This is a genomic window from Haloprofundus marisrubri (assembly GCF_001469955.1).
Classification (GTDB): Archaea; Halobacteriota; Halobacteria; order Halobacteriales; family Haloferacaceae; genus Haloprofundus; species Haloprofundus marisrubri.
Map to the genome: position 1 here is coordinate 456,787 of NZ_LOPU01000029.1, position 23,067 is coordinate 479,853.

Annotated in this window: 25 protein-coding genes; 10 read left to right on the plus strand and 15 right to left on the minus strand. The window is 64.2% G+C overall.

Annotated elements, in window-relative coordinates:
• Positions 1 to 83 precede the first annotated feature (83 nt).
• The 3 genes from AUR64_RS12710 (at position 84) to AUR64_RS12720 (ending at position 3,154) form a co-directional block, all read left to right on the plus strand.
• Complete coding sequence (locus AUR64_RS12710) at positions 84 to 977, plus strand: Vms1/Ankzf1 family peptidyl-tRNA hydrolase (protein WP_058582317.1); 894 nt, start codon at positions 84 to 86, stop codon at positions 975 to 977.
• A gap of 93 nt (positions 978 to 1,070) precedes the next feature.
• Positions 1,071 to 2,114 carry a DUF1611 domain-containing protein gene (locus AUR64_RS12715; protein ID WP_058582318.1) on the plus strand — a complete coding sequence of 348 codons (1,044 nt, stop codon included), beginning with the start codon at positions 1,071 to 1,073 and terminating at the stop codon, positions 2,112 to 2,114.
• A complete protein-coding gene (locus AUR64_RS12720; protein WP_058582319.1) occupies positions 2,111 to 3,154 on the plus strand; it encodes a dipeptide epimerase in 1,044 nt (347 codons plus the stop codon). Before AUR64_RS12715 ends, AUR64_RS12720 begins: the two co-directional genes overlap by 4 nt.
• Positions 3,155 to 3,175: 21 nt before the next feature.
• On the opposite strand, the gene AUR64_RS12725 is transcribed toward AUR64_RS12720, so the two are convergent.
• Together AUR64_RS12725 and AUR64_RS12730 are read right to left on the minus strand one after the other, a co-directional pair.
• A complete protein-coding gene (locus tag AUR64_RS12725) occupies positions 3,176 to 4,222 on the minus strand; it encodes a hypothetical protein (RefSeq protein ID WP_058582320.1) in 1,047 nt (348 codons plus the stop codon).
• Between the two features lie 101 nt (positions 4,223 to 4,323).
• Positions 4,324 to 5,196: a PspA/IM30 family protein gene (locus AUR64_RS12730; protein WP_058582321.1), complete on the minus strand. Its 873-nt coding sequence runs from the start codon at positions 5,194 to 5,196 to the stop codon at positions 4,324 to 4,326.
• Positions 5,197 to 5,248: 52 nt separating this feature from the next.
• On the opposite strand from AUR64_RS12730, the gene AUR64_RS12735 reads away from it, so the two are divergent.
• Positions 5,249 to 5,869 (plus strand): alpha/beta hydrolase, encoded by a 621-nt coding sequence (locus tag AUR64_RS12735; protein WP_240479608.1) that lies wholly within the window; start codon positions 5,249 to 5,251, stop codon positions 5,867 to 5,869.
• A 317-nt stretch (positions 5,870 to 6,186) separates the two neighbouring features.
• Here AUR64_RS12735 and AUR64_RS12745 read toward each other — a convergent pair whose 3' ends face one another.
• The 7 genes from AUR64_RS12745 to AUR64_RS12775 form a co-directional block, all read right to left on the minus strand.
• Entirely contained in the window at positions 6,187 to 6,510 is a 324-nt protein-coding gene (locus tag AUR64_RS12745; RefSeq protein ID WP_058582324.1) for a transcription factor S, read from the minus strand.
• Between the two features lie 30 nt (positions 6,511 to 6,540).
• Entirely contained in the window at positions 6,541 to 7,140 is a 600-nt protein-coding gene (locus AUR64_RS12750) for a hypothetical protein (RefSeq protein WP_058582325.1), read from the minus strand.
• Positions 7,133 to 7,954 (minus strand): hypothetical protein, encoded by an 822-nt coding sequence (locus tag AUR64_RS12755; RefSeq protein ID WP_058582326.1) that lies wholly within the window; start codon positions 7,952 to 7,954, stop codon positions 7,133 to 7,135. Before AUR64_RS12755 ends, AUR64_RS12750 begins: the two co-directional genes overlap by 8 nt.
• Positions 7,955 to 7,993: 39 nt before the next feature.
• Positions 7,994 to 8,830, minus strand: coding sequence for an RAD55 family ATPase (locus AUR64_RS12760; RefSeq protein ID WP_058582327.1), 837 nt, complete (start codon positions 8,828 to 8,830; stop codon positions 7,994 to 7,996).
• Positions 8,831 to 8,890: 60 nt separating this feature from the next.
• Positions 8,891 to 9,916 carry a beta-ribofuranosylaminobenzene 5'-phosphate synthase family protein gene (locus AUR64_RS12765; protein WP_058582328.1) on the minus strand — a complete coding sequence of 342 codons (1,026 nt, stop codon included), beginning with the start codon at positions 9,914 to 9,916 and terminating at the stop codon, positions 8,891 to 8,893.
• 63 nt (positions 9,917 to 9,979) lie between these two features.
• Entirely contained in the window at positions 9,980 to 10,297 is a 318-nt protein-coding gene (locus AUR64_RS12770) for a cupin domain-containing protein (protein ID WP_058582329.1), read from the minus strand.
• A 69-nt stretch (positions 10,298 to 10,366) separates the two neighbouring features.
• Positions 10,367 to 10,759, minus strand: a complete 393-nt coding sequence (locus AUR64_RS12775; protein WP_155120608.1) for a hypothetical protein — start codon at positions 10,757 to 10,759, stop codon at positions 10,367 to 10,369.
• A 317-nt stretch (positions 10,760 to 11,076) separates the two neighbouring features.
• Here AUR64_RS12775 and AUR64_RS12780 point away from each other — a divergent pair, with 317 nt between their 5' ends.
• Positions 11,077 to 11,442 (plus strand): hypothetical protein, encoded by a 366-nt coding sequence (locus tag AUR64_RS12780; protein WP_058582331.1) that lies wholly within the window; start codon positions 11,077 to 11,079, stop codon positions 11,440 to 11,442.
• A gap of 23 nt (positions 11,443 to 11,465) precedes the next feature.
• Here AUR64_RS12780 and AUR64_RS12785 read toward each other — a convergent pair whose 3' ends face one another.
• From AUR64_RS12785 to pyrG, 3 genes are all read right to left on the minus strand, one after another.
• Positions 11,466 to 11,783: a DUF7126 family protein gene (locus AUR64_RS12785; protein ID WP_058582332.1), complete on the minus strand. Its 318-nt coding sequence runs from the start codon at positions 11,781 to 11,783 to the stop codon at positions 11,466 to 11,468.
• A 93-nt stretch (positions 11,784 to 11,876) separates the two neighbouring features.
• Positions 11,877 to 12,794: a glutamine-hydrolyzing GMP synthase gene (gene guaA / locus AUR64_RS12790; protein ID WP_058582333.1), complete on the minus strand. Its 918-nt coding sequence runs from the start codon at positions 12,792 to 12,794 to the stop codon at positions 11,877 to 11,879.
• Positions 12,794 to 14,440 (minus strand): glutamine hydrolyzing CTP synthase, encoded by a 1,647-nt coding sequence (gene pyrG / locus AUR64_RS12795; protein ID WP_058582334.1) that lies wholly within the window; start codon positions 14,438 to 14,440, stop codon positions 12,794 to 12,796. Before pyrG ends, guaA begins: the two co-directional genes overlap by 1 nt.
• A 193-nt stretch (positions 14,441 to 14,633) precedes the next feature.
• Here pyrG and AUR64_RS12800 point away from each other — a divergent pair, with 193 nt between their 5' ends.
• Entirely contained in the window at positions 14,634 to 14,933 is a 300-nt protein-coding gene (locus AUR64_RS12800; protein WP_058582335.1) for a hypothetical protein, read from the plus strand.
• 77 nt (positions 14,934 to 15,010) lie between these two features.
• Positions 15,011 to 15,790, plus strand: a complete 780-nt coding sequence (locus tag AUR64_RS12805; protein WP_205628405.1) for a PHP domain-containing protein — start codon at positions 15,011 to 15,013, stop codon at positions 15,788 to 15,790.
• 3 nt (positions 15,791 to 15,793) lie between these two features.
• On the opposite strand, the gene AUR64_RS12810 is transcribed toward AUR64_RS12805, so the two are convergent.
• Positions 15,794 to 17,122, minus strand: a complete 1,329-nt coding sequence (locus AUR64_RS12810; RefSeq protein ID WP_058582336.1) for a saccharopine dehydrogenase family protein — start codon at positions 17,120 to 17,122, stop codon at positions 15,794 to 15,796.
• Positions 17,123 to 17,241: 119 nt separating this feature from the next.
• Here AUR64_RS12810 and AUR64_RS12815 point away from each other — a divergent pair, with 119 nt between their 5' ends.
• A complete protein-coding gene (locus tag AUR64_RS12815; RefSeq protein ID WP_058582337.1) occupies positions 17,242 to 18,042 on the plus strand; it encodes an aldo/keto reductase in 801 nt (266 codons plus the stop codon).
• Between the two features lie 35 nt (positions 18,043 to 18,077).
• Here AUR64_RS12815 and AUR64_RS12820 read toward each other — a convergent pair whose 3' ends face one another.
• Positions 18,078 to 19,268: an MFS transporter gene (locus tag AUR64_RS12820; protein WP_240479609.1), complete on the minus strand. Its 1,191-nt coding sequence runs from the start codon at positions 19,266 to 19,268 to the stop codon at positions 18,078 to 18,080.
• A 104-nt stretch (positions 19,269 to 19,372) separates the two neighbouring features.
• Between AUR64_RS12820 and AUR64_RS12825 the strand changes: the two genes are divergently transcribed.
• Together AUR64_RS12825 and AUR64_RS12830 are read left to right on the plus strand one after the other, a co-directional pair.
• Positions 19,373 to 20,290 (plus strand): winged helix-turn-helix domain-containing protein, encoded by a 918-nt coding sequence (locus AUR64_RS12825; RefSeq protein ID WP_058582339.1) that lies wholly within the window; start codon positions 19,373 to 19,375, stop codon positions 20,288 to 20,290.
• A gap of 140 nt (positions 20,291 to 20,430) precedes the next feature.
• A complete protein-coding gene (locus AUR64_RS12830; protein WP_058582340.1) occupies positions 20,431 to 21,243 on the plus strand; it encodes a formate/nitrite transporter family protein in 813 nt (270 codons plus the stop codon).
• 247 nt (positions 21,244 to 21,490) lie between these two features.
• Here the strand turns inward: AUR64_RS12830 and AUR64_RS12835 are convergent, their stop codons facing one another.
• A complete protein-coding gene (locus AUR64_RS12835) occupies positions 21,491 to 23,050 on the minus strand; it encodes an amidohydrolase (RefSeq protein WP_058582341.1) in 1,560 nt (519 codons plus the stop codon).
• Positions 23,051 to 23,067 lie beyond the last annotated feature (17 nt).

Genomic DNA, 23,067 nt, shown 5'->3' on the forward strand with positions numbered 1-23,067 from the left:
GCCGTCCACCGTCCGGCGGCGTGGCCGTCGAACCTGACCGCCGACCCCCGCAGTTGAAGTCCCCGGCCACCACCTCTCGGGGTATGTTCGACGAGTTGCTCGGCCGCGCCGAGTTGAAACGGCGTATCGAGGAACTGGAGGAAAAGAACCACCACCTCGAACGCCGCGCGGCCGCCGAGGAGGAACGCAGAGCCGACGCCGCCACCGCCCGACAGGAGGCCGAAGAGCGTGTCAACCGCCTCGAAGACCGTATCGCCGAACTCGACGACCGAGTCGAACGTTTGCAGGACGACGAGGAAGCGGAGTTCGACTTTCGGGGAACGGAGACGCTTCGCGGCGCTCGTCTCGACGAGGTTCTCGACCGTCTCGGCTCGTTTCGGACGGGACCGGAAGGGGCGCTCACCGCGATGGTCGACGACGAAACGCTCCCGAAGGCTGTCGAAGACGCGTTCGGCGAACGCGCCTCGCTCGTCCGTCGCGCTGTGCCGTGTCTCGTCTACACCGACGACGCCGGCCTCGTGGGTGCAGCGTTGTCGCCGCCGCTCGCACCCGACGAGTTCTGCGAGTGGGGTGGGTCGTTTCGGATGGACGAGTCGTGGTTTCGGCCGACCGGTCGCTTCGCGTTCGCCGTCGCCCGCGCGGACCTCTTCGCACTCGGCGTGTACGACGGCCGCGAGCGACTCTCCCAGCGAGGCTTCGAGAGCGACGTGAAAGAGAAACACTCGAAAGGTGGGTTCTCACAGGCTCGCTTCGAGCGTATCCGCGACGGCCAAATCGCCGACCACGTCGAGAAATGTCGGGAGGCAATCGACGAGAGCGACGCCGAGACGACGATTCTCGTCGGTGACCGCGAGGTGGTTAGAGAGTTGCGCGACGAAGTGGACGTGACGGCGACCAGCGACGCGAGCGGCTCACCGGAGGAGGCGCTGGAGGAGGGCTTTCACGACTTCTGGGCGACAGAGTTGCGTCTCCTCTGAGCAACGCTATCAGACAGAAGACGACGACGCGACTGTTACGGCACGTCACACCGCTGGCAACCGATTTATCACATCTTACCGCGTGCACCCGATATGACCGCTGCCGGGACCGAAAGCCGCCGTATCGTCGTTCTCGCACACGAGAAATTCCCAGACCGCGCGAAAACCGCGACGGGCGTGATGCGCTACGGAAACGACGACATCGTCGCCGTACTCGACCGCGACCGCGCCGGCACGCGCGTCCGCGACCACCGCGCGGACCTGCCCGACGCACCTATCGTCGCTTCCTTCGAGGACGTACCCGACGCCGAGTCGGTCGACGCGCTTCTCGTCGGCATCGCGCCTATCGGCGGCGGATTCGACGAGACGTGGCGACCCGACGTTCGCACCGCCATCGAGGCCGGATGCGACGTTATCGCCGGTCTCCACTACTTCCTCGAAGACGACGAGGAGTTCTCGGAACTCGCCGCCGACCACGGCGTCGACCTCGTCGACGTTCGTAAACCCGACCCGACGCTCGGCGTTGCGAAAGGGGTCGCCGACGAAGTCTCTGCTGAGGTCGTTCTGACCGTCGGCACCGACTGCTCTGTGGGGAAGATGACCGCGACGCTCGAACTCGTCGAGGCTGCCACGGAAGCGGGTATCGATGCGGCGTTCGTCCCGACCGGCCAGACGGGAATCATGATTTCGGGGTGGGGCAACCCCGTCGACCGCGTCGTGAGCGACTTCACCGCCGGGGCCGTCGAAGAGATGATTCTCGAAATCGGCGACGACTACGAGATGCTGTTCGTCGAAGGCCAAGGCAGCATCGTCCACCCCGCCTACTCGGCGGTCACATGCGGTATCCTCCACGGGTCGATGGCCGACAAACTCGTGCTCTGTCACGAGGCAGGGAAGGAGGTAATTCACGGCTACGAGTCGTTCTCGCTGCCCTCGCTGTCGGAGTATATCGACCTCTACGAGTCGCTCGGGTCGGCGGTCAACGAGACGGAAGTCGTCGCGGGCGCGCTCAACACCTCCTCGCTGTCGGACGACGAGGCCGAGAAAGCAGTCGAGGCGTACGCGGACGAACTCGGTGTCCCCGCGAGCGACCCCGTTCGTTTCGGCAGCGCCGAGATTCTGGAGGGACTTCGGTGATTCTCACCACCGACTTCGAACGAGTCGAACTCCCGCTCGAACATCCCTTCACTATCTCGCGTAGCACGCAGGAAACAGCCGAGAACGTCGTCGTCGAACTCACCGACGGCGGTGGGATGACCGGTCTCGGTGCGGCCGCCCCGTCCAGACACTACGGTGAGACGGCCGACACCGTCGAAGCGGTGTTACCCGACCTGCTCGACGTGGTCGAACGCGTCGGCGACCCACACGCGTTCGACCGTATCGAACGGCGGATGCGCGAGCGAGTGAACCGGAATCCGGCGGCGCACTGTGCAGTCAGTATCGCGCTGCACGACCTCGCGGCCAAGCGACTCGGCGTCCCACTGTACCGGATGTGGGGTCTCGACGCCGAGAAGTGTCCTCCTTCTTCCTTTACCATCGGTCTCGACACGACCGAACGCGTCCGCGAGAAGACCGAAGAAGCGGTCGACTCGGGGTACGGCGTGCTGAAGATAAAACTCGGCACCGACCGTGACGAGGAACTCGTCGAAGCGGTCCGCGACGCCGCGCCCGACGCGACGCTCCGCATCGACGCCAACGAAGCGTGGACACCGCGTGAAGCCGTCGAGAAAAGCGAGATGCTCGCGGGGTACGACGTCGAGTTCGTCGAACAGCCGGTTCCCGCGACGAATCCCGAGGGGCTGAAGTACGTTTACGAGCGGAGCGCACTCCCCATCGCCGCCGACGAGTCCTGCATCACGCTCGCGGATATCCCACAGATTGCGGACCGCGCCGACATTGCGAACATCAAGCTGATGAAGTGTGGCGGCCTGCGTGAGGCGACGCGGATGATTCACACCGCCCGAGCGCACGGGTTGGAGGTGATGCTCGGCTGTATGGTCGAGACGAACGCGGCCATCGCCGCCGCGTGTCATCTCGCACCGTTGCTCGACTACGCCGACCTCGACGGCTCGCTGTTGCTCGAATCGGACCCGTACGCGGGCGTCGACCTCTCGGAGGGAACGATTCACCTCGACGAGTTCGGACACACCGGCACCGGCGCGCGGCAGGCCGACTGAGGCGCGCTCTCTTCTCTTCGCTTACTCCCAGTCCAAATCCTCGCTGCGGTTGACGCTCCGGAGGATGAACGGTCCGATAGAGAGCGTGCGCTTCGCTACGGTTGCGATGCGAAGCACGTACGAGAGCAGAATCATGAACGGGACGAGTGCGACGGTCACCGCGCCGGAAACCACCCAGACGACGTTGTCGACACCGAACGTAAACCCGGGAATCGAGACGGGGTTGTCGGCGTACAGAATCATCGACGTGGTGACGATGAGCGCCGGAACCGACGCGTACATCATCGCCCGTGAGAGGTTGATGAGTTCCCACTGGAAGTACAGCGTCTTGAAATGCTCTCTGGCGGGGCCGAAGAATTTCAGCGTCTTGATGAGTTCGTCGAGTTGCTCGCGTGTCTCTGTGGAGAGCGCCTCTTCGTGCTGGTTTCGGAGACGGCGGCCTTCGTATATCTTCCACGAGTAGTTGAAGTTCAACGCGGCGAACAGCACGTCGAACGTCCCGAACTGCTCCTCTTCGAGTTGGTCGGATACCCCGTCGGCGTTGCCGACGAGACCATCGACGTACTCCGAGACGGCGCTCTCGGCGTCTTCGGTGCTGTCGCCGTTCGTCTCTGCAGACGTCGTCTTCAGTTCCTCTGCGCGGTTGCGAATGCCTTCGACGAGCGCCCGCAGAAACGCCGACGGCTCCGGCGGCGCGGCGGGGACGTCCAAGACGTCCTCTACATCTTCGCGGAACTCCAACGCGCCGCCCATCCGCTCGCGCTGGTCACCGAGCGGGCCGAGTTCCTGCGAGAGGACGAGTTGGTTGATAGTGACCACGAGCGTCACGCCGGTGATGATGGCGGTCAGAAAGCCTTGAAACGTCGTCTCGATGGGGTCTTTCAGGTTCCACGACCCGCGAATCGGTGCCGGGTCGACGACCCCGAGAATCACCAGCGAGGCGAACACCAACCCAAGGGGAATCGCCGCGACGAACCATCGGCTCGCGTCCATCAACAGCCACAGCTTGAGGCGGCTCTGTCCCACCCGTCCGCGCATCGTATCACTTGGCTCGTCGCCGTCGCTCATGGCTTTAGTACGGTTACTACCTACAAAGGATTCGTGGCAGCGGTTGGATATGCGGGGAGAGGGCGAGGACCGGAGTCGCTCTGCTCGCGCTCTGCTGGTAGTTATTCCGCGCGCGACTCCTCTTCGTTCTCCAGTTCTTCGAGTTCGGTTTCGGTATCGGTGTCGGCGCTCGCGTCGACGGACTCCGAAGGCTCCGACGATTCGGAGGACTCCAGTTCTTCGAGTTGGGCGTCTATCTCCTCGTCGCTGGCGGTGTCGCCTTCGGAACTCGGCGACGACTTACCCATCTCGGCCATCAGCGTCTCCAGTTCGGTGTCGACTTCACTGCCGCTTCGCATCGAGTCGAGTTCACGGTCGATGGAGTCCTTGTCCGAGATGGCGTCGTCGAACGCGCCCGTGTCCTGCAGTTCGTCCATCGCGGCCGAACGCGCTTCCATCTCGTCGGTGCGCTCCTCGGCGCGTTCGATGGCGCGGCCCACGTCTTCCATCTCGTCGCCGACGCCGGTCATCGCCTCGGAGACGCGACTGGATGCTTCGGCGGCTTCGTAACGCGCCTTCATCGTCTCCTTTTTCGTGCGGAACTCCTCGATGCGGTTCTCCAACTGGTTCTTCTTGTCGACCAAATCGTCTTGGGTGTTCTGCAGTTGCGCGATTTGCCCTTCGAGTTCCTCGATTTGGGTCATCTTCGACTGCTTCTTCTCGAGCGCCTTCCGCGCGAGGTCTTCGCGGTCCTGTCGGACGGCTTCGCGCGCTTGGTCGTTGTGTTTCTCGACGTTCTCTTCGAGGCGGCGCTTCTGGATTTCGAGGCGTTTCTTCTGGGTAGTCAGGTCTGCGATTCCCTGTTTGACGTCCTGCAGTTCGTCGCGCATCTGCTCGTACGAGTAGTCGAGCGTCTCCGTTGGGTCTTCCGCGCGGTTGAGGAGGGCGTTAATCTTCGACCGCACGACGTACGACATCCGCGAGAGTATTCCCATACCTCCCCCTTGTGTACGCTGGCCTTAAAACCTCATGCGAACAAGGTGTCGCGTGACCGATTCGGAAACCGTGCTCGTTCCGGGTGGCAGAGACGTTCGCGCGACGCTCGACAGAAGCGAGAAAACGACCGACCACGTCGTCGTCGCCTGCCCGCCACACCCCCAACACCGCGGCCATCGCGGCGACGAACGCCTCGTCGCCGTCGCCGACGCACTCAATCGAGAAGGAGTCGACTGCCTCCGTTTCGACTACGGCGAGTGGGACGAGGGCCGCGGCGAACTGGTCGACGCCGAAAACGCCCTCGACTGGGCCGCCGAACGCTACGACTCCGTGGCGCTGTTCGGCTTCAGTTTCGGCGGCGCAATCTCGTTGCTCGCAGCAGCGGAAACCCGCGACATCGTGGACCCGGTGGCCGTCAGCGCGTTGGCCCCGGCCGCACAAATCGGCGAGAAACACGGCCTCGACGCGGTGGGGGCACTGTACGAGATTCGCGCCCCGGTGCAGGTGGTGTACGGGACCCGCGATACGACTGCCGAGTGGAAACCCATCGTCGACAGAGCGCATGAACTGGGATGTGAACTCGTCGAGATGGAAGCCGACCACTTCTTCGTGGGTCAGTCGGCGAAGGTGGGAACGGTAGTTAGTGAGTTTCTGGTTTCGGAGTTCGAGTGAGAGGCTCTGTCGAAACCGGGATGTGACTTCTCGGTTAATCTACCATCGAACCTGCAATTATATGTCGTTCAGGGACAAAGTTCTCGCATGAATCTCCAGTTCAACTATCCAGAAGGGATAGTGATTCTCCTCGGTATCGGTCTCTCGGTCTCTGCGAGCTACCTGTTACCCGCTATGGAGTATTCGGGGAGTCTCAACCTGAACTGGCTACAGATTCTGGGTGTGATCATTCTGTTCGTGGGAATCGGACTCACTATCAGGAACCGATAACCGACTCGAAAGGCAGATTCCCGTGAGAAAAACACGCTAAATAGGTATCAGTTGTACTCGCGCCACCGATACCCGCACTCCTTACATTTGAAGAAGCGCGTCGGCGGTTCGTCCGCAGAGGCCGTCTGCTTGATGGTGTACCACGCCTCGCCGTGGCCGCATTTGTCGCAGGTCACGTCGTTGGCGGTCGGTTTCCCCTCGAAGTCCGCGCCCTCTTCGGTTTCGATGACCTCGCTGTCGGTTTGGGATTCGGTGGAGACGAACTGCGCGGCGCGTTCCTCGTCTCGGTCGGCGCTCGCGCCGCAGTTCGTACAGACCATCGACCCGTCCTGATTCACCATCATCGAACCGCAGTCGTCGCAGAACTGCATACGTCGGCCTATTCGCTCCGCAGTAAAAGGTCAGTCGGAGCCGTTTGCTTCTTCGTCGCCCCGGCTACTTGTCCCAGATACATCCGCGACGGCGTGCGCCGCCCGGCGACTGCTTCCGGCGTCGCTCTCGTCGTCGACCATCGGGCAGTTCCGTACCCGAAAGCGCTCGAAACTGACGGTTTCGACGATGTCGGTTCCCTCGTGGGTACAGCCGAAGTTCGGCGGCGACTCGAAATGCGGACACGTCTGGCAGTAGTGCCGTTTCGAGACGACGTACGTCTCACCCTCGTCGGCTTCGACGGCTTCGGCGGCGGGCGTCTGCTCGTCGTTCGGCGCGTCGAAGGTGGTGTCGCCGTCGTCAACGCTGTTCGCCCACTCGTCGACCGTAGAGAAGTCGAACTCGGCGGTCCCGGCGTCCGCGAACTCGAACTTTCCGGTGTCGACGCCGTCGGATGCGACTGCATCGCTCGCTTCGAGTTCGGCCCACGGGTCCGATACGTCGGTCTCGGTGGTACCGGTGCTGGGGGTGTCGGCGTCGGCGTCGGCCAACTGCTCGAACGGGTCGACGGCAGGGGCACTGTCTGTAGTCTCGCCGTCTCTCTCGCCGTCGTCGGCTGACTCCTCAGACATCGAAATTGGTCATATCGGTAGCGTTTGGGTCCGCTTTTTCCTTCGATTCGTCCTCGGCCCCAGCCTCGGTCGTCAGCGTCGCCGAACCGAACGGCCAACTCGCCGGGGTGACGCCAGCGAACGATGCGCCGCAGTGCGGACACGTCGGCGACGACAGTAGTCCGAGGTGGACCGTCTCGCCGCAGTCCGCGCAGACACCTTTGCTCACGCCGTTTCGGTGCGCCGATTCGAGAAACTCGTCGAGTTCGCCGCGAGCGGCCACCGTCGCCTCCGCGTTCTGCACTCGGTCGCGGAGGTCGACGGTCACCCGTGCGAGCGTCGCCAGTCTCTCCTCGGCCGTCTCCACGCGGGCGGCCAGTTCTTCGTACGCCGCCGACTGTTCGTTCAGTTCCTCGTCGAGGTCCGAAGAGACCGACTCGACGCGTCGTTCCAGCGCCTCCACGTCGGCACTCGCCTCGGCTACGGCCTGCCGAACCTCGGGGTGTTCGTGGTCGAGCGGCGCTTTCCCGTCCGTCTCGCGCTTGATTTGAACGACGCGGCCGCGAACGTCGTCTATCTTCTCGTCTACGTCCGACTGGACGCCGTCGACACGCTCGTCGAGGCCGTCCAGTCGCGTCGCCAACGCGTCGAGTGCTGATTCGACTGCGGCGTCGTCGGCGCCCGACGACTGGTCCGTCGGAAGGTCGGCGAACACCTCAGCGCCCAGCGTGTCGGGAGTCTCTCCGCTCTTCTCGTCCATCTCGCCGTTCGACTCGACCGGTGTCGTCGACTCCCACGCCGACTCGTCGTTCGGTTCTGCCCGGTCGTCACCCATCTGGAATAGCTCTACTCGTCGCGTATCTTAAAGCTTCGCTCACCGTATCTTTCGAACGTCGCTCACGTCCAACCCCGAGTCCTCGATTTCGACCTCGAATCTGACGATGTTCTCGCCTTCGATGCGCGAGAGGACGCCTCGGAACTCCTCGACGACCATCGTCCGAGCGCGCTTCGACCCGCCGGACTCCCACTGGAAGCGAAGCGTCCCACCGGCCGCGTCGGTCAGCAGTCCCAACTCCTTCGGTCCGAGCGTCTCCTCGTTGACCAAGAGGATGATGAGTCCGCCCCACTGGTGGGCGGCTTTCCTGAGTCCTTTCATCACCATGGCGATGTCGGACCACGACATCTCGTCGGAGATTGCGCCCACGAGGTCGGTTATGGAGTCGACGAGGACCAGATTTTCGGACGCGTGTTCGCCGAGATACTCGCCGAGCGCACTCATCACGTCGTCTCGGCTGTGTCGAGTCCCCAAATCCCGGATGGTCGATGTCTCGCCGACGTACCACTCTCTCGGGATTGGACTCAGTTGGAAGTACTCCGGTGAGAGGTCACGGAACTGAATCGCCGATAGTGCCGCGTCGACGATTTCGTCGTCCAGCGTGTACGCCATCTCCCGACCGATGTACTCCTCGTCGGTCGTAAACGAGAGATAGTGAACTTCCTCGGGGAGTCGCGTGTTCGCCGCCGGCGACCCGTAGTACAACTCGAACAGGTCGCTATTGGCGTGTGCCAGCGCGGTCATTGCCGCACTCGTCTGTAGAAACTCCCGCGCGCCTGCCCCGGATTCCCCCGACAGGAGGACGACGTTGCCCGGCGGCGCGCCCCCACCGATGATGGAGTCGAAGCGCGAGACGCCGAAGGGGATGTTCTCCATGGCCGCCCGTCGGAGGCCGCCGGGATAGTCGTTACGGCGGACAGTCTGAATAGTTGAGAATTATCGCTCGATGCGCGCGCCTTCGTTCCGCGGCGCGGAGACGAACACCTCGCCGTCGATTCCGGCCGATTCGAGCGCTATCTCTCCGGCCTCGTGAGCGGCGTCGGCGCGTGCAGCGTCGGTCACGCCGTACACCGCCGGTCCCCACGAGGTCTGTCCCGCGCCGTACACCGCCGGCGTCTCCGAGAGCGACGCGACGAGTTCGCCGACCGGTGGGCGGTAGACGCCACCTTGCTCGTCGGCGTACCACGCGCCGTTGAGGCGGCCGATTTCCGCGACAGCCTCGCCGAACCGCTCGGGAGCGTCGTCGGCGACGGCCGGGAGCACCCGGCGGACGACGATACCCGAAATACGGTCGGCGATGGTCGGGTCCGCGCGTTCGACGGCGGCACGCATGCTCGCGTCCTCGTCGGCGTCGCTCTTACCCGGTGCGGCGTCCGGGAGAACGACCAGAAACCGCCAGTCGTCGGGGAGTCGGTGTCGGGCGGCCACCGGCGGTACGTCCCACTCGCCGTCTGCAGGTCTGTCGGCGGTGAAGCGTGCGGTCGGATGGCCGGCGTCGAGAACGAATCCCCCGGACTCGAAGGCGGCGACGCCGATGCCGGAGCGTCCGCCGCGACCGAACGCCGGCGCGTTCGCCCGCACGTCGAGCGAGTAGTCGTACGCGTCGACGACGCCCGCGAACACCGACAGCGCCAGTTGCGTCCCGCTGCCGAGGCCCACGTGCCGCGGCAGCGACGACTCGACGCGAACCTCTGCACCCGAGACACCGAGTATTTCGGTCGCTCGGGTGGCGTACTCGCGGACGGTCTCACGTTGGGTGTCGGTTGGTCCGGAGCGGTCGACGGGGTCGGCGAACGCGGCGTTTTGCGGAAAGTCGACGGTTATCGAGTCGGCAGTACTCACGTCGACGACGAGTTGGGGGATGTCGAGCGAAACGCCAAGTGCGCCGTACAACCGCTCGTGGGCGAGGCTCAGATTACAGAACCCGAAGTGAAGTCGCCCGGCGGCGGTGACGCGCGTCATCGTCTCCCGTTCGGAGCCCCGTCGTATCGGGATTTCGACGGTGGCAACGCTGGACGGTGTTTTCTACGACGGCAGCGGACAGAGACTCGCGGTGAAGACGGCGACTTCGTCGGTGTCGTTGCGCGCGCCGTGGACGACGCCGCGTTCGTGGAGGACGACACCCGGTGCGTCGACTTCCTCCTCGTCGTCACCCTGAATCACCGTTACCGTGCCGCGAAGCACGTGAAACACGTTCGTGCTGTCGGCGTGTTCGTGCGCCGAGAGTTCCGCGCCGGGGCCGAGCGCGAACGTCTTCACCAACACGTCGTCGGTGACGACGAGTTCCGCCGTCTCGACTTCTTCGTCGCTTGGGTCGAGGTCTTCGAGTCGGTCGAGTGTCATGGCCGTGACGACGGCGGCGGCCCGAATAAGCGTGGCGTCGTCCCGGCCGTTGTCGCCAGCGGATACGCGTCAGGACCCGCCGTACTCGACGGTCACTTCGTCGGGGTCCGGAAGCAGTTGATACGTCGGCGAATCACCGTTGTCGTCGGCGACGGGGGCGGTGTTCGCGCTGAACGTCGTCGTCATCCCGTCGAACACGTCGAAGCCGTGTTCGTAGGTTATCGGGTCGCCCGGTTGCGTCTCGATACTGGCCTCCGTTCCGTCGTTTAGGACGACGTTCGACTCGCTCACCACGAGTTGGAGGAGCGCGTACGTCTCCGACTCCAGTTCGATATCGGCGACCGGTTCGGACGCGCCGTCGAGCGTGGTAAACTCGACGGTCGTCGGTCCGATATCGTACGCGCTGAACCGGTCGCCTTCGACCACCCTCAGCGCACCGAACGTGACTGACAGCTCCCTCACCCGCCGGAGACCGCCGCGTTCGTCACCGACGGCGACGTCGACGGCGAGGCTCCCGCTCGCGTTCTGCGTCCGGTTCGCCGTCGAGCATCCGGCCAGCGCGCCGCCTGCGGCGACACCGACGCCCGTTCGGAGGAACTACCGTCTGTTCATAGGCGGTACTCAGAACGCACGACCAAGGGTGCTCGGGGGAACTGTCGACGCTGCTTTGCGGCGTTTCGAGCGTCGATGTTTCGACGCACTCCGGCCTTGCTGTTCGAGATTTCGGCGTGACCCACGCGGCCCCTGCGCTTACACCGCTCGCCCCCGTATCGAACGTGATGGAGACAGACCGCCTCCCGGAAGGCTGGCACGAGGAGTCCGACCCCGAGTTCATCGACCGGAAGTACGACCCGCGGCCGGTTACCGTCTTCCGGCACGTCGACCACGGCGCGACGCTCGTGGCGATGCCGTCGGAACCGAACGCCGCGCACACCGAGAGCGACACCTACCGTCTCGCCGTCGCTGACGAGGAGACGACGAACTTCGGTGACGTCGAACCGTTCGCCGAGGTACGCGGCGACGACGAGGCGCTCGACGCCGCCGAGACGTTCGCGGAAGCGTACAACGCCGAGGGTGGCGGCGACGCGGGTATCGAGGCCGGAAAACGAGCGGTCGCAGACGAACGAGAAACCGGAAGAAAGTAGCGCTGCTCGGGCGACAACGCCGCTCAGACGAGTTCGTCGGCGACGACGGACGCATCGAGCAGTTTCGGGTCGACCGCGAGGTCGGCCTGTCCTTTGGCGAACTCCGGCAGCGACTGTTCGGCGTAAACGACGACCCGAACATCCGGGTTCAGTTCCTTCGCCAGTGGAATCGCCGTCGCCTCGGCGACGTCGGTGAGGACGACGAGTTCGGCGTCAACGACGCCGGCGTCTTCGAGCGACGGGCGGGTGACGACGCCGTCGATGTGAGTGAGTTCGACGCCTTCGGCTTCGAGGGCGTCGGCCAGTCCGTTCTCGTCGGGACCGCAGAGTATCGCTTTCATAGAGTGTGTGGGGTACGGAGTTTCGTGGTGTGGAGGGTTGTTCGAGTGCGTTCGTGCCGAAACCGTTTGTGAAGGCGGCAGTCGAGTTGTGAGTTACTCGTACTCGATGGTCGCCGGCGGTTTGTGCGTCACGTCGTAGACGACGCGCGCGACGTTGTCGTTCGTGCCGGTGATTCGGCTCTGGATGCGCTGAAGCGTCTCCCAGTCGAGTTCCTGTGCGCGGGCGGTCATCCCGTCACGACTCTCGACGGAGCGGACGGCGACAATCCAGCCGTGGACGCGGTTGTCGCCTTTCACACCGGTCCCTTTGCCGACGACGGCGGCGAACGCCTGCCACGGGTCGTACTCCTCCAGTTCCTCTTCGACGACGTGACACGCCTCGCGGGCCACCTCGACTTTCTCTTGGGTGACTTCGCCGATGACGCGGACGGCGAGTCCGGGGCCGGGGAACGGCATCCGTTCGGCGACGACTTCTTCGAGGTCCAGTGCACGAGCGACTTCCCGAACTTCGTCCTTGTAGAGGTCGCGGACGGGTTCGACGATGCCCTCGAAGTCGACGACGTCGGGGAGTCCACCGACGTTGTGGTGCGATTTGATGCCGCCCTCGCTCTCGATTCGGTCGGGGTAGATGGTTCCCTGTACGAGGTAGTCGGCGTCGGTGTCTTTGGCTTCACGCTCGAACTCGCGGATGAACTGCTCGCCGATGACCTCGCGTTTGACCTCGGGGTCGACGACGCCCGAGAGCGCGTCGAAGAACCGTTCGTGTGCGTCGACGACGCGGAGGCTCTCCATGAAGCTAAAGATGTCGCGGATGCCCTCCGTCTCGCCTTTGCGCATCAGACCGGTGTCGACGTACACTGGAGTGAGTTGCTCGCCGATAGCTTCGTAGGCGAGTGCGGCGGCGACAGACGAATCGACGCCCCCAGAGAGTGCGATGACGGCGTGGGCGTCGCCGACTTCTTCACGGATTTCTGCGACAGCGTCTTCGATGAAAGATTCAGTGTCGACCATCAGGCTTCGACCTCTTTGAGTTCCGCAGTGTGTTCGAGAATCGCTTCGACGAGGCCGACGAACGGCGGACTCGCGCGGTCCGGGCGCGAGCGGTACTCGGGGTGGAACTGCGTCCCGATGAAGTACGGGTGGTCGTCGAGTTCGACGATTTCCATACGGTTTCCTGACTTCCCGGAGAACGTCAGCGCACCGGATTCGAGTTCCGAGAAGAACTCGGGGTTCACCTCGTAACGGTGACGGTGGCGTTCAGTACAGGTGTCGTCGCCGTAGACGCGGTGAGCGAGTGTCCCCGCTTCGATGTCGGTGTCGTGTGCGCCGAGGCGCATCGTTCCACCCATATCTTCGAGGTCGTACTGTTCGGGCAGCAGGTCGATGACCGGATGGTCCGTGTCGGGGTCTAACTCCGCGGAGTGGGCGTCCTCCCAGCCGAGGACGTTGCGGGCGTACTCGACGACGGCCATCTGGAAGCCGAGACAGAGACCCAAGAACGGAACGTCGTTCTCACGGGCGTAGCGAATCGCCTCTATCTTGCCTTCGGTGCCGCGAGAGCCGAACCCGCCGGGGACGACGATGCCGTCGGCGTTTTTGAGCCGTTCGGCGTGGTGGTCGCGCATCTCGTCGGAGTCGACCCAGTGGACGTTGACTTCGACGCCAGTCTCGATACCGGCGTGTTTGAGCGACTCTCTGACCGACATGTACGCGTCTTCGAGGTCGTACTTGCCGACGAGTGCGATGTCGATGGACCCCTCTCGATTTCGGGTCACGAGGTCGCGCCATCGGCTGTCGCGTTCGTCGTGGGAAAGCGCCTCGTCGTCGAGAGACAGCCGTTCCATCACGTACTCGTCGAGGCCCTCTTCTTCGACCATCAGCGGGACGTGGTAGATGTCGTCCACGTCGGGGTTCGAGAACACCGCCTCGGTGGGAACGTCACAGAACAGCGCGATTTTCTCTTTCGTGTCGATGTCGAGGCGGTTCTGATTGCGCCCGATGAGGATGTCCGGCTGAAGTCCGATGCTCCGGAGTTCTTTGACGCTGTGTTGGGTGGGTTTCGTCTTCTGCTCGCCGTTTTTCGAGTCGGGGACGAGCGTGACGTGCATGAACAGAATGTCGTCTTCGTCCTCCTCGTGGGCGAACTGCCGGAGCGCTTCGAGATACGGCATCGACTCGATGTCACCGACCGTCCCGCCGACTTCGACGAGACAAACGTCGGTGCCTTCGGCGGCCTCGCGGACGCGTCGCTTGATGTCGTCGGTGATGTGCGGGATGATTTGGACCGTCTTCCCGAGGTAGTCACCGGCGCGCTCTTTCTCGATGACGTGCTGGAACGTTTTGCCCGTGGTGACGTTGTGGTCGGAGGTCATGTCGACCCCGAGGAACCGCTCGTAGTTCCCGAGGTCCAAGTCGACCTCGCCACCGTCTTTCAGCACGTACACCTCGCCGTGCTGGTACGGGTTCATCGTTCCGGCGTCCACGTTCAGGTACGGGTCTATCTTCACCGCGGTGACGTCGAACCCGGCGTTCGACAGCAAGCGCCCGGTGCTGGCTGCCGTGATTCCTTTGCCGAGTCCGGACATCACACCCCCGGTGACGAAAATAAACTTCCTCCCTAAGTTCGGGTTGTATCCCGTGTCGGGTTCCGTCGGCATACCGACTGTGCGCGAGGCCCGTTGAAGAACGTTTCGTCACGCGCAACCGTTTGCGAGAGCGCCACACGTCTTCGATTTCTGAGGAGTTCGGTTTCCGGACCGTCTCCACTGACGTCAGCCGTCGGCCGACGCGAGATTCGGCAGTGAGCGACCGAAATCGTGATTGCGAACTGCAATTATCGACAGGCAAACGATGAACCGAAAGCGAACCGTCGAAGTCGTCTGTGGCGTCGCTTGTATTCTCCTCGGCAGTCGCTTTCTCTGGTCGACAATCGCCGACGCACAGTCGCTCTCGTCGGTCTCTCTTACAGCGCAACTCTCGACGGTTCTCTGGGGTCTCTGGGGCACGTCCGGCATTGTCGTCGGTCTCGGCCTTGCGGGTGGGTTCACGAGCGAGAAACAGTACGGCCGATACGACCGACTCGTTCGTACCGTGTTGGTTGGTGGACTGTTCTGTCTCTGTGCTGTTTTCGCTCTCGAAGCCGTTCGTTGACTCACAAACCCAATCAACAATCATGTGTGTTTTTGAGCGGCAGAAACGGCTATCCGCCTGCCCCTCTATGGACGAACGTGGCGCCGACTCACGACTACCACGTCCACTCGACGTACTCCGACGGCAAGTTCCTCTACCGCATGCTGCGCGCCGCCGAGGACGCCGGTCTCGACGCCGTCGGCTTCGCCGACCACTGTAACGCCTCCTCCCGCGAGGAGGCCCGGGAGCGGACGTACGAACTCGGGTTCAACCTCGACCAGACGTATCCCCGCCGACGGGCGGCCATCGACTCGCTCCGCGAGGAGTTCGACCTCCGCATCTTCGACGCCGTCGAGATGGACTACGACCCCCGCGACGAAACCGACATCCGCGCCTTCCTCGACGACGCCGGGTTCGACTACGCCGTCGGCAGCGTCCACCGCCTCGAAGGGACGAACGTCCACACAGAGGGCTTCTTCGCGGCGAAATCGGAGGCCGAACAGCAGGCGTACGTCGACGACTACTTCGACAAGGTCGTCTCGCTCGTCGACAGCGAACTCTTCGAAATCGCCGCCCACGTCGACCTCGTGGAGCGAAACCCCGCGCTCCGCGGCTACGCGACGGCCGACCACTACGAACGCGTCGCCAGCGCCTTCGAGCGCTCGCGGACAGTTCCCGAAATCAACGCCGGACGCGTTCTCCGCGAGTACGGCGAGGTCCATCCGTCGCCGCCGCTGCTCGAACTGTTACTCGAACGCGACGTAGGGTTCACCGTCGGCACCGACTCACATCGCCCGCGAGAACTCCGAGAGCGTCTCCCCGTTCTTCTCGACTACTTCGAGGAGTACGAAATCGACCCCGTTCGCCTGTTCGACTGACGGTTACTCGGCGGCTTTCCCTTCGTTCTCGTCCTCGCCCTCGTCTTCGTCGTCAGCGCTAGTCTCGTCGCCAGCGTCACCGTCATCGTCGGTGTCTGCGTCCTCGTCAGCCATTTCCGCGTCGTCGTCCGCGTCGTCGACGACTTCACGTTTCTCGATAACCTCGCCGTCGACGTCGTCTGCGTCTCCGGTCGTCTCGCCGTCGGTCTCGTCGCTCTCGACAGATGCAGATGCAGATGCAGATGCCGAGTCGGCCTCTGAGTCGGCGTCGGCCTCCGATTCGGCCCACACGTCCTCGTCGGTCCGCTCGACGCCCGGGACCTCCAGAATCAGGTCTGCGCCGAACGCGCTCGCGGGGGTCTGATACCCGACGGGTGCGTCGCCGGCGAGCGTCTTCTCGGCGCACAGAACCGCCGTCTCCGCGGTGAGCGCGTAGGCGTGCGGCGTCCGGAGTCGGGAGACGACGCGCTCGTCGCCGTCGTCGGTCGCTTCACCCCAGACGTACACCGTCGCGTCCGCTCGCTCTTCGGTGCTCGGGTCCTCGGCGTACCGGTCGGTTAGTCGCTTGAGCACGCGCTTTGCTGGTTTCGTGTCGAGCAACGGCGCGAGATATCGCTGGGCCTCCATCGTCCGCCGCGTCGAGTCGGGGAACGTCGAGTACACTTCGATGTTCGGGATTCCGGTGGTCGTGTACGCCGTCGAGACGTCGCCCCACGGGATGGTGACGGCGGTTCGCCACCCGCGCCCGAAGTCGATTTCGCGGGTTTTCCACGCGCTCGGAACCTGGTGGAGTTTGCCGTCTTCACGAATCGCGCCGCCGTCGCCGAACCCTTCGATGGCCGTCTTCAGTGTCCCTCTCGACAGCGACCCGGAGGTGTCGAAGCCGAGCGAGAGATGCGTCGCGTTCGGCAGTCTCTCGGCGAGGTGGGCGGCGAGACAGTCCGTCGGCACCACGTCGAACCCGGTGCCCGGAAGGAGCGTGACTCCGGCTTCCTCGGCTTCGGAACTGCGGCGGTTCAGGCGCTCAAACACCTGAATCTCGCCGGTGATGTCGAGGTAGTTCGCACCCGCGTCGAGACAGGCGTCGACCATCGGTTCGGCGGTCTTCGAGAAGGGGCCTGCGCAGTTCACCACGGTGTGGGCGTCGTCGATTCGGTCGGCGACGGTGTCGAGGGAGGCGACTCGGGCGCGAACGCCGAGTTCGTCGGCTTGGTCGGTCACTTTCTGGGCGTCGCGGCCGACGAGAATCGGGTCGAGACCCCGCTCGACCGCTTTCTCGGCGACGAGCGACCCGGTGTAGCCGTACGAGCCGTAGATGACGAGTTCGGACATACTGTCACGATACGATACCCTGGCTGTTGGGCGTTGCGGCATCTCTCACCCGACGCGCGCGAAGCAGACGCCTCTGCCGCGACCGGAGACTTTTGGCGTCGCCTCCGCGAACCGACCCTATGGACTTTCCGCGACTCGGACTCGGAACCTACCAGAACAAGGACCTCGACCAGTGCGCGACGAGCGTCGAGACGGCCATCGACGTCGGCTATCGCCACATCGACACCGCACAGGGCTACGAGAACGAGGAGGCCGTCGGCGACGGGATTTCGGCCGCGGGCGTCGACCGCGACGACCTGTTCGTCGCCACCAAACTCGACACCGGCAACCTCGGCTACGACGACGTTATCGAGACGACCCACGAGAGCGCCGAGAAACTCGGCGTCGACACAATCGACCTCATGTACGTCCACTGGCCGCTGAACACGTACGACCCCGAGGAGACGCTCCCGGCGCTGGACGAACTCGTCGACGAGGGCGTCGTCGAACACGTCGGCCTGAGCAACTTCCGGCCCGACCAACTCGACGAGGCGAAAGACCACCTCGACGCACCGATATTCGCCCACCAAGTCGAGATGCACCCGATGCTCCAGCAGGACGAACTCCGCGAGTACGCCCGCGAAGACGACCACTGGCTGGTCGCGTACTGCCCCATCGCGCGCAATCAGGTCGCCGACGTCTCCGAGATACAGGACGTCGCCGAGAAACACGATGCGAGTCCCGCACAAGTCGCACTCGCGTGGTTGCTCTCGAAGGACGAAGTCGCTCCCATCCCGAAGGCGACGGGCGAAGACCACATCCGACAGAACTTCGAGGCCAAAGAACTGGAACTGGACGACGAGGACGTCTCGACTATCGACGACCTCGACCGCGAGGAGCGTCTCGTCGACTTCGACGACGCGCCGTGGAACCAAATCTAATCCGCTGACGCGCTGTTTTTGTTCTGTTCGGGTAACTACGTGACCGGTCGGGCGACCGCTCGCATCGCCGCCGCGCCGACGACGAGGACGACACCGAACAGCGCCAGTGCGCCGAGCGGCGAGGTGGCGTCGGCGACGACGCCGCCGACAACCTCGAACGGAATCACCGCCAGCGAGTACACCATCGACGCCGAGGAGAGCACCGTCGCCCGCCCAGCCGAGTCGATGCGGTCGTTCAGATACTGATTGCCGAGCGTGACGGAGGCGGTGTTGACCGCGCGGGCGACGAAGAACGCCGGGACGGCGAGAATCGGCGCGACCCACAGCGTGGCGAACAGCGCGCCGACGAGAAACGGAACCGCGGCGAACCACCGACGGATGCCGACTCGGCGACGGAGCCACCCGGTTCGGTAGCTCACCGCGGCGGCGACGAGCGTGAAGCCCGCGTAGACGACGCCGACGGCGGTTTTCGTCGCCGACTCGGGGACGCCCGCCGCGAGTGCGACGTCTTGGGCGACCGGTTGGTCGAAGATGTACGTCATCTGGACGACGCCGAACAGCAGCGCGAAGTAGCAGACGAACGCCCGAAGTGGCGGCCGTGCGAGGCGGCGACGAATCACGCCGACCGCTGCCGCGACGGTGAACCGCTCGGCGTTGTCGTCGCCCGTCTCCGGTACTGACAAGAGAATAGGGATACCGAGCGCTGTCACCGTCGCCGTCGCAAAGAAGGGGAGCCGAAAGCTCTCGTCGGCGAGTGCACCGCCGAGCGGCGCGGTCAGCGCGCCGATAGCGAGGCCGAGTCCCGTTGCACGCCCTTTGACGGCCGCGAACTCGGCGGTCGCGTCCCGCTCGTCGAGCAGTTCGTAGAGCCACGCGTCGTCGCTGCCCGAGCGGAACGTCTGGCCCACCGCCCACGTGCCGTAGACGAGCGCAAATTGAGGAAACGTCGTCGACAGCCCCATTCCGACCGTCGAGAGCGCGATGACGACGGTTCCGACGAGCATCCCGTTTCGGCGGCCGATGCGGTCACCGACGTAGCCGGTGGGAATCTCGGCGGCGACGAGGCCGACCCACCAGACGGCGTTGAGCAAGCCAACCTCGGCAAACGAGAGTCCCTGTGCGCGGACGAACAGAATCCAGATGGCGGCGGTAAAGCTCGCGTACGTCGTCGTGACGTAGGCGTAGTACTTCGCGTAGATGCTGAGCCGAGCCATCCTCTGGCTCACTAACCGCCGACTCCCGTTCTAACCTGTCGATTCTCCCCTCGTTTCGCCGCTCACCTCAGTCGTCGGGCGTAACGATTTTGCTACGTCTCCCGAAAGACGTTGACATGAGCCACTCTACCGAGCGTGAGTCGGCGGTTCCCGACGACGCCGGTATCGCCCCCGCCGAGGCGTTCGCGCTCCTCGGCAACGACACGCGAATCGAAATTCTGCAGGCACTGTTGGACGAAGAGGGGTCGGAAAAACCGGTCTCCTTCTCGGAACTGTACGACCGCGTCGACGTCGACGACAGCGCCCAGTTCAACTATCACCTGAAGAAACTCACCGACCACTTCGTCCGCCGGACCGACGAGGGCTACTCGTTTCGCTACCCGGGATGGAAAGTCGTCCGCGCCGTCTTCGCCGGGACGTTCACCGACCGCGCCGAGTTGGAACCGTTCGACGCCGACGGCGACTGCTACGACTGCGGCGGCGACCTGCAGGCGTGGTACGCCGAGGAACGACTCACCATCGCCTGCGACGACTGCGCGGCGGTCCACGTCAGCTACCCGTTCCCGCCGGGCGGACTGGACGACCGGACGCCCGAAGAACTGCTGCAGGCGTTTCACCACCACGTCCGTCACCACTACTGTCTCGCCGCCGACGGCGTCTGCCCCGAGTGCATGGGTCGGATGGAGACGACGCTCTCGGAGGAGACGGAGTACCCCGGCCTCGACGTCGAAGTGACCCACGAGTGTCGTCGCTGTCACAACCGTCTGCACTCCGCCGTCGGTCTCAATCTCTTGGACAACGCCGACGTGATGACGTTCCACGCCGAACGCGGCGTCGACCTCAGCACGCGGCCGTTCTGGACGTTCCGGTGGTGCGTCAGCGACGAACACACCGAGATTCTCTCGTGTGACCCACTGGAGATTCGTCTCGACATTCCGTGTGGCGACGATTCGATGTGTATCGTCCTCGACGACTCGTTGGATGTGCTTGACGTGAACGGCTGTGCGCGGCCGGTCGGCGCGTCCGAGAACTGACTGTTCGCGCCGTCGAACCGCTCCGTTCGAGTCGAAATAAAGCCTCTCATGCCGAATCGTTACGTACGGGGCGTCCATCTATGGAGATATGATCGAGACGTTGACTCCGTCGTTCGCCCCGAAGAGAGGCGGTCGGTACCGTGGCTGAGTCGGACGGTGGCGAGACGCCGACGCGGTTCTTCGGCGGACAGACGCCAGCGCGCGACATCCTCGAGACGCAAATCGAGGAAGGACTGCACGAAATCCACCGCGAACTCGACGGACTGTTCCTCTCCGGACTGTCGGCGGGACTCGATATCGGGTTCGGTCCGCTTCTGATGGCCGTCATCCTCACGCTCTCGGCGGGGAGTTACGGTGACCTCCCGACCGAACTGCTGCTCGCCAGCGCCTACTCCATCGGCTTCATCTTCGTCGTTCTCGGTCGGTCGGAACTGTTCACCGAACACACGACGCTCGCGGTGCTGCCCGTCATCGACGGCCGGGCCTCCCTCAGAGACCTCGGCCGACTCTGGTCGGTGATATTCGTGAGTAACGTCATAGGTGGACTCGTCTTCGCCCTGTTCGTCGTGAACGTCATCCCCACTATCGGCGTCGTCCGTCCCGAGTCGTTCGTCACCGTCGCAGAGAAACTCATCGACCACGGTGCCTGGGGGATGTTCCTGTCGGCCGTCCTCGCCGGGTGGCTGATGGGGTTGCTCTCGTGGCTCGTCACCGCCGCCCAGAGTACGATGGGCCGTCTCCTCATCATCTGGCTCATCACGGCTGCCATCGGTCTTCTCCACCTCCCGCACTCTATCGCCGGCAACGTCGAGGTGCTTTTCGGGCTGTTTCTCGCCCCCGAGATAACTCTCGCCGATTACGGGCGATTCCTGGTCCTCGCGACACTTGGTAACGTCGTCGGCGGGTCGGTGTTCGTCGCGTTGCTCAAATACGGTCACATCAGTCGCGGATAACGGAAGGGTCGCTTCAGAGGTCCGGACGCCGATATCGTCCGACAAGCGTCGGCGGGGACGGGTGTCGAGACGACTGGGACAGAGCCGTCTCGGAGAGTCAGTCCGCACGTCTCCACTAGGGCAGTCGAAACAAGAACGCTCTGGCTCGATTGTCGAAAGCGAAGCAGCGACCGCGTCTCGTCGATTTTCGGTCAAAGCGGGTCGGCGTCATTGCTTGAGGCGGGTCGGCGTCATTGCTCGAAGTCGGTCAGCGTCCGTCGTACACGGCGTCGCCGTCGACGACGGTCATGGCGACGCCGAGGTCACGGATTTCATCGGCGTGGTCCCACGGCGACTCTTCGAGAACGGTCAAGTCGGCGCATTTCCCGACTTCGACGGTTCCCAGTCGCTCCTCGTCGAACCCGGCGTACGCCGCCCCGAGTGTGTAGGCTCGAAGCGCCTCGGTCACGCCGAGACGCTGGCTCTCGGCGGGCGCGTTGACCGCCCAGTGAACCCCGAGAAGCGGGTCCAGCGGCATACAGTCCGACCCGAACGCCAGCGGTGCGCCCGCGTCGAGCAGTGCCGGATAGCGGTTCGTCTGCGTCCGCCGGTCGCCGAGTCGGGACGCGTACAGACCACCTTCGTCGGCCCATTTCAGGAAGTTGGGCTGGACGGAGGCGACGACGCCCAGTTCGCCGAACCGTTCGAGAGCCTCGTCGGAGGCGAGTTCGACGTGTTCGACGCGGTGGCGCATCTCGCCGGGATTCCCGGTTTCCGAGTAGGCGTCCAACACGGCGTCGATGGCCTCGTCGCCGATGGCGTGGGCGGTCATCTGGAAGCCGGCGTCGTCGGCGCGGGCGACGATATCACCCAACTCCTCGGGGTCGACGACCCACTGGCCGGTCGCGTCCGCGTCGTCGCTGTAGGGTTCCGAAAGCTTCGCGGTTCGACCGCCGAAGCTCCCGTCGGTGTAGCTCTTTATCGCGCCCGTCCGTACCATCTCGCTGCCGTGGTTCGTCCGCAAGCCGGCTTCTTCGAGCGCGTCCAAGTGGTCGGCCCAGTAGTTGATTCGAACTCGAAGCGAGAGGTCGCCAGCGAGGTCCATCTCGCGGTAGACCTGCGGCGCGCGCGAGTGTCGGACCATGTCGTGGACGCCGGTGGTGCCGAGTTCGTTCGCCCGCCGCTGGGCGGCGGCCAGCAGTTCGCGCATCTCCCCGGCGTCGGGTTCGACGGCCTCGAACACGGGGTCTACGGCTTCCTCGACGACGACTCCGGTCGGTTCACCGCCTTCGGTGTGAACGTCGTCGTCGGGCATTCCGGCGCGGCAGCGCTCCAAGGCGACGGAGTTGAGCGACGCGACGTGCATGTCCTCGCGGAACGCGACGACCGGTTGTGTCTCCGACACGCCGTCGAGGTCCTCGCGGGTGAGATAGCGCGGCTCGTCCCACGTGCTCTCGTCGTAGCCGTAGCCCTGAACCCACTCGTCGGACCCGACCTCGTCGGCACGCTCTCGAAGTCGGTCGACGGCTTCACCGGCCCTCGACACGCCCGAGAGGTTCGCGTGAACGAGGTAGCGACCGGTCATCGAGAGGTGGACGTGGGCGTCGACGAATCCGGGGAGGACGACCCGACCGTCCAAATCGACGACCTCAGTTTCGGAACCGGCGAGAAACTCCACGTCGTACGTCGAGCCGAGACGGACGATTTGGCCGTCGCGGACGGCGAGCGCCTCGAACGTCTCGTCGGCGTCGCCGTCTGTGTTCCCGTCGGCACCGACGAGGCTGTGGACCTCCGCGTTCACGAGAAGGAGGTCTGCTGCTTCGGTCATGATGGTCGTGGGGTCGG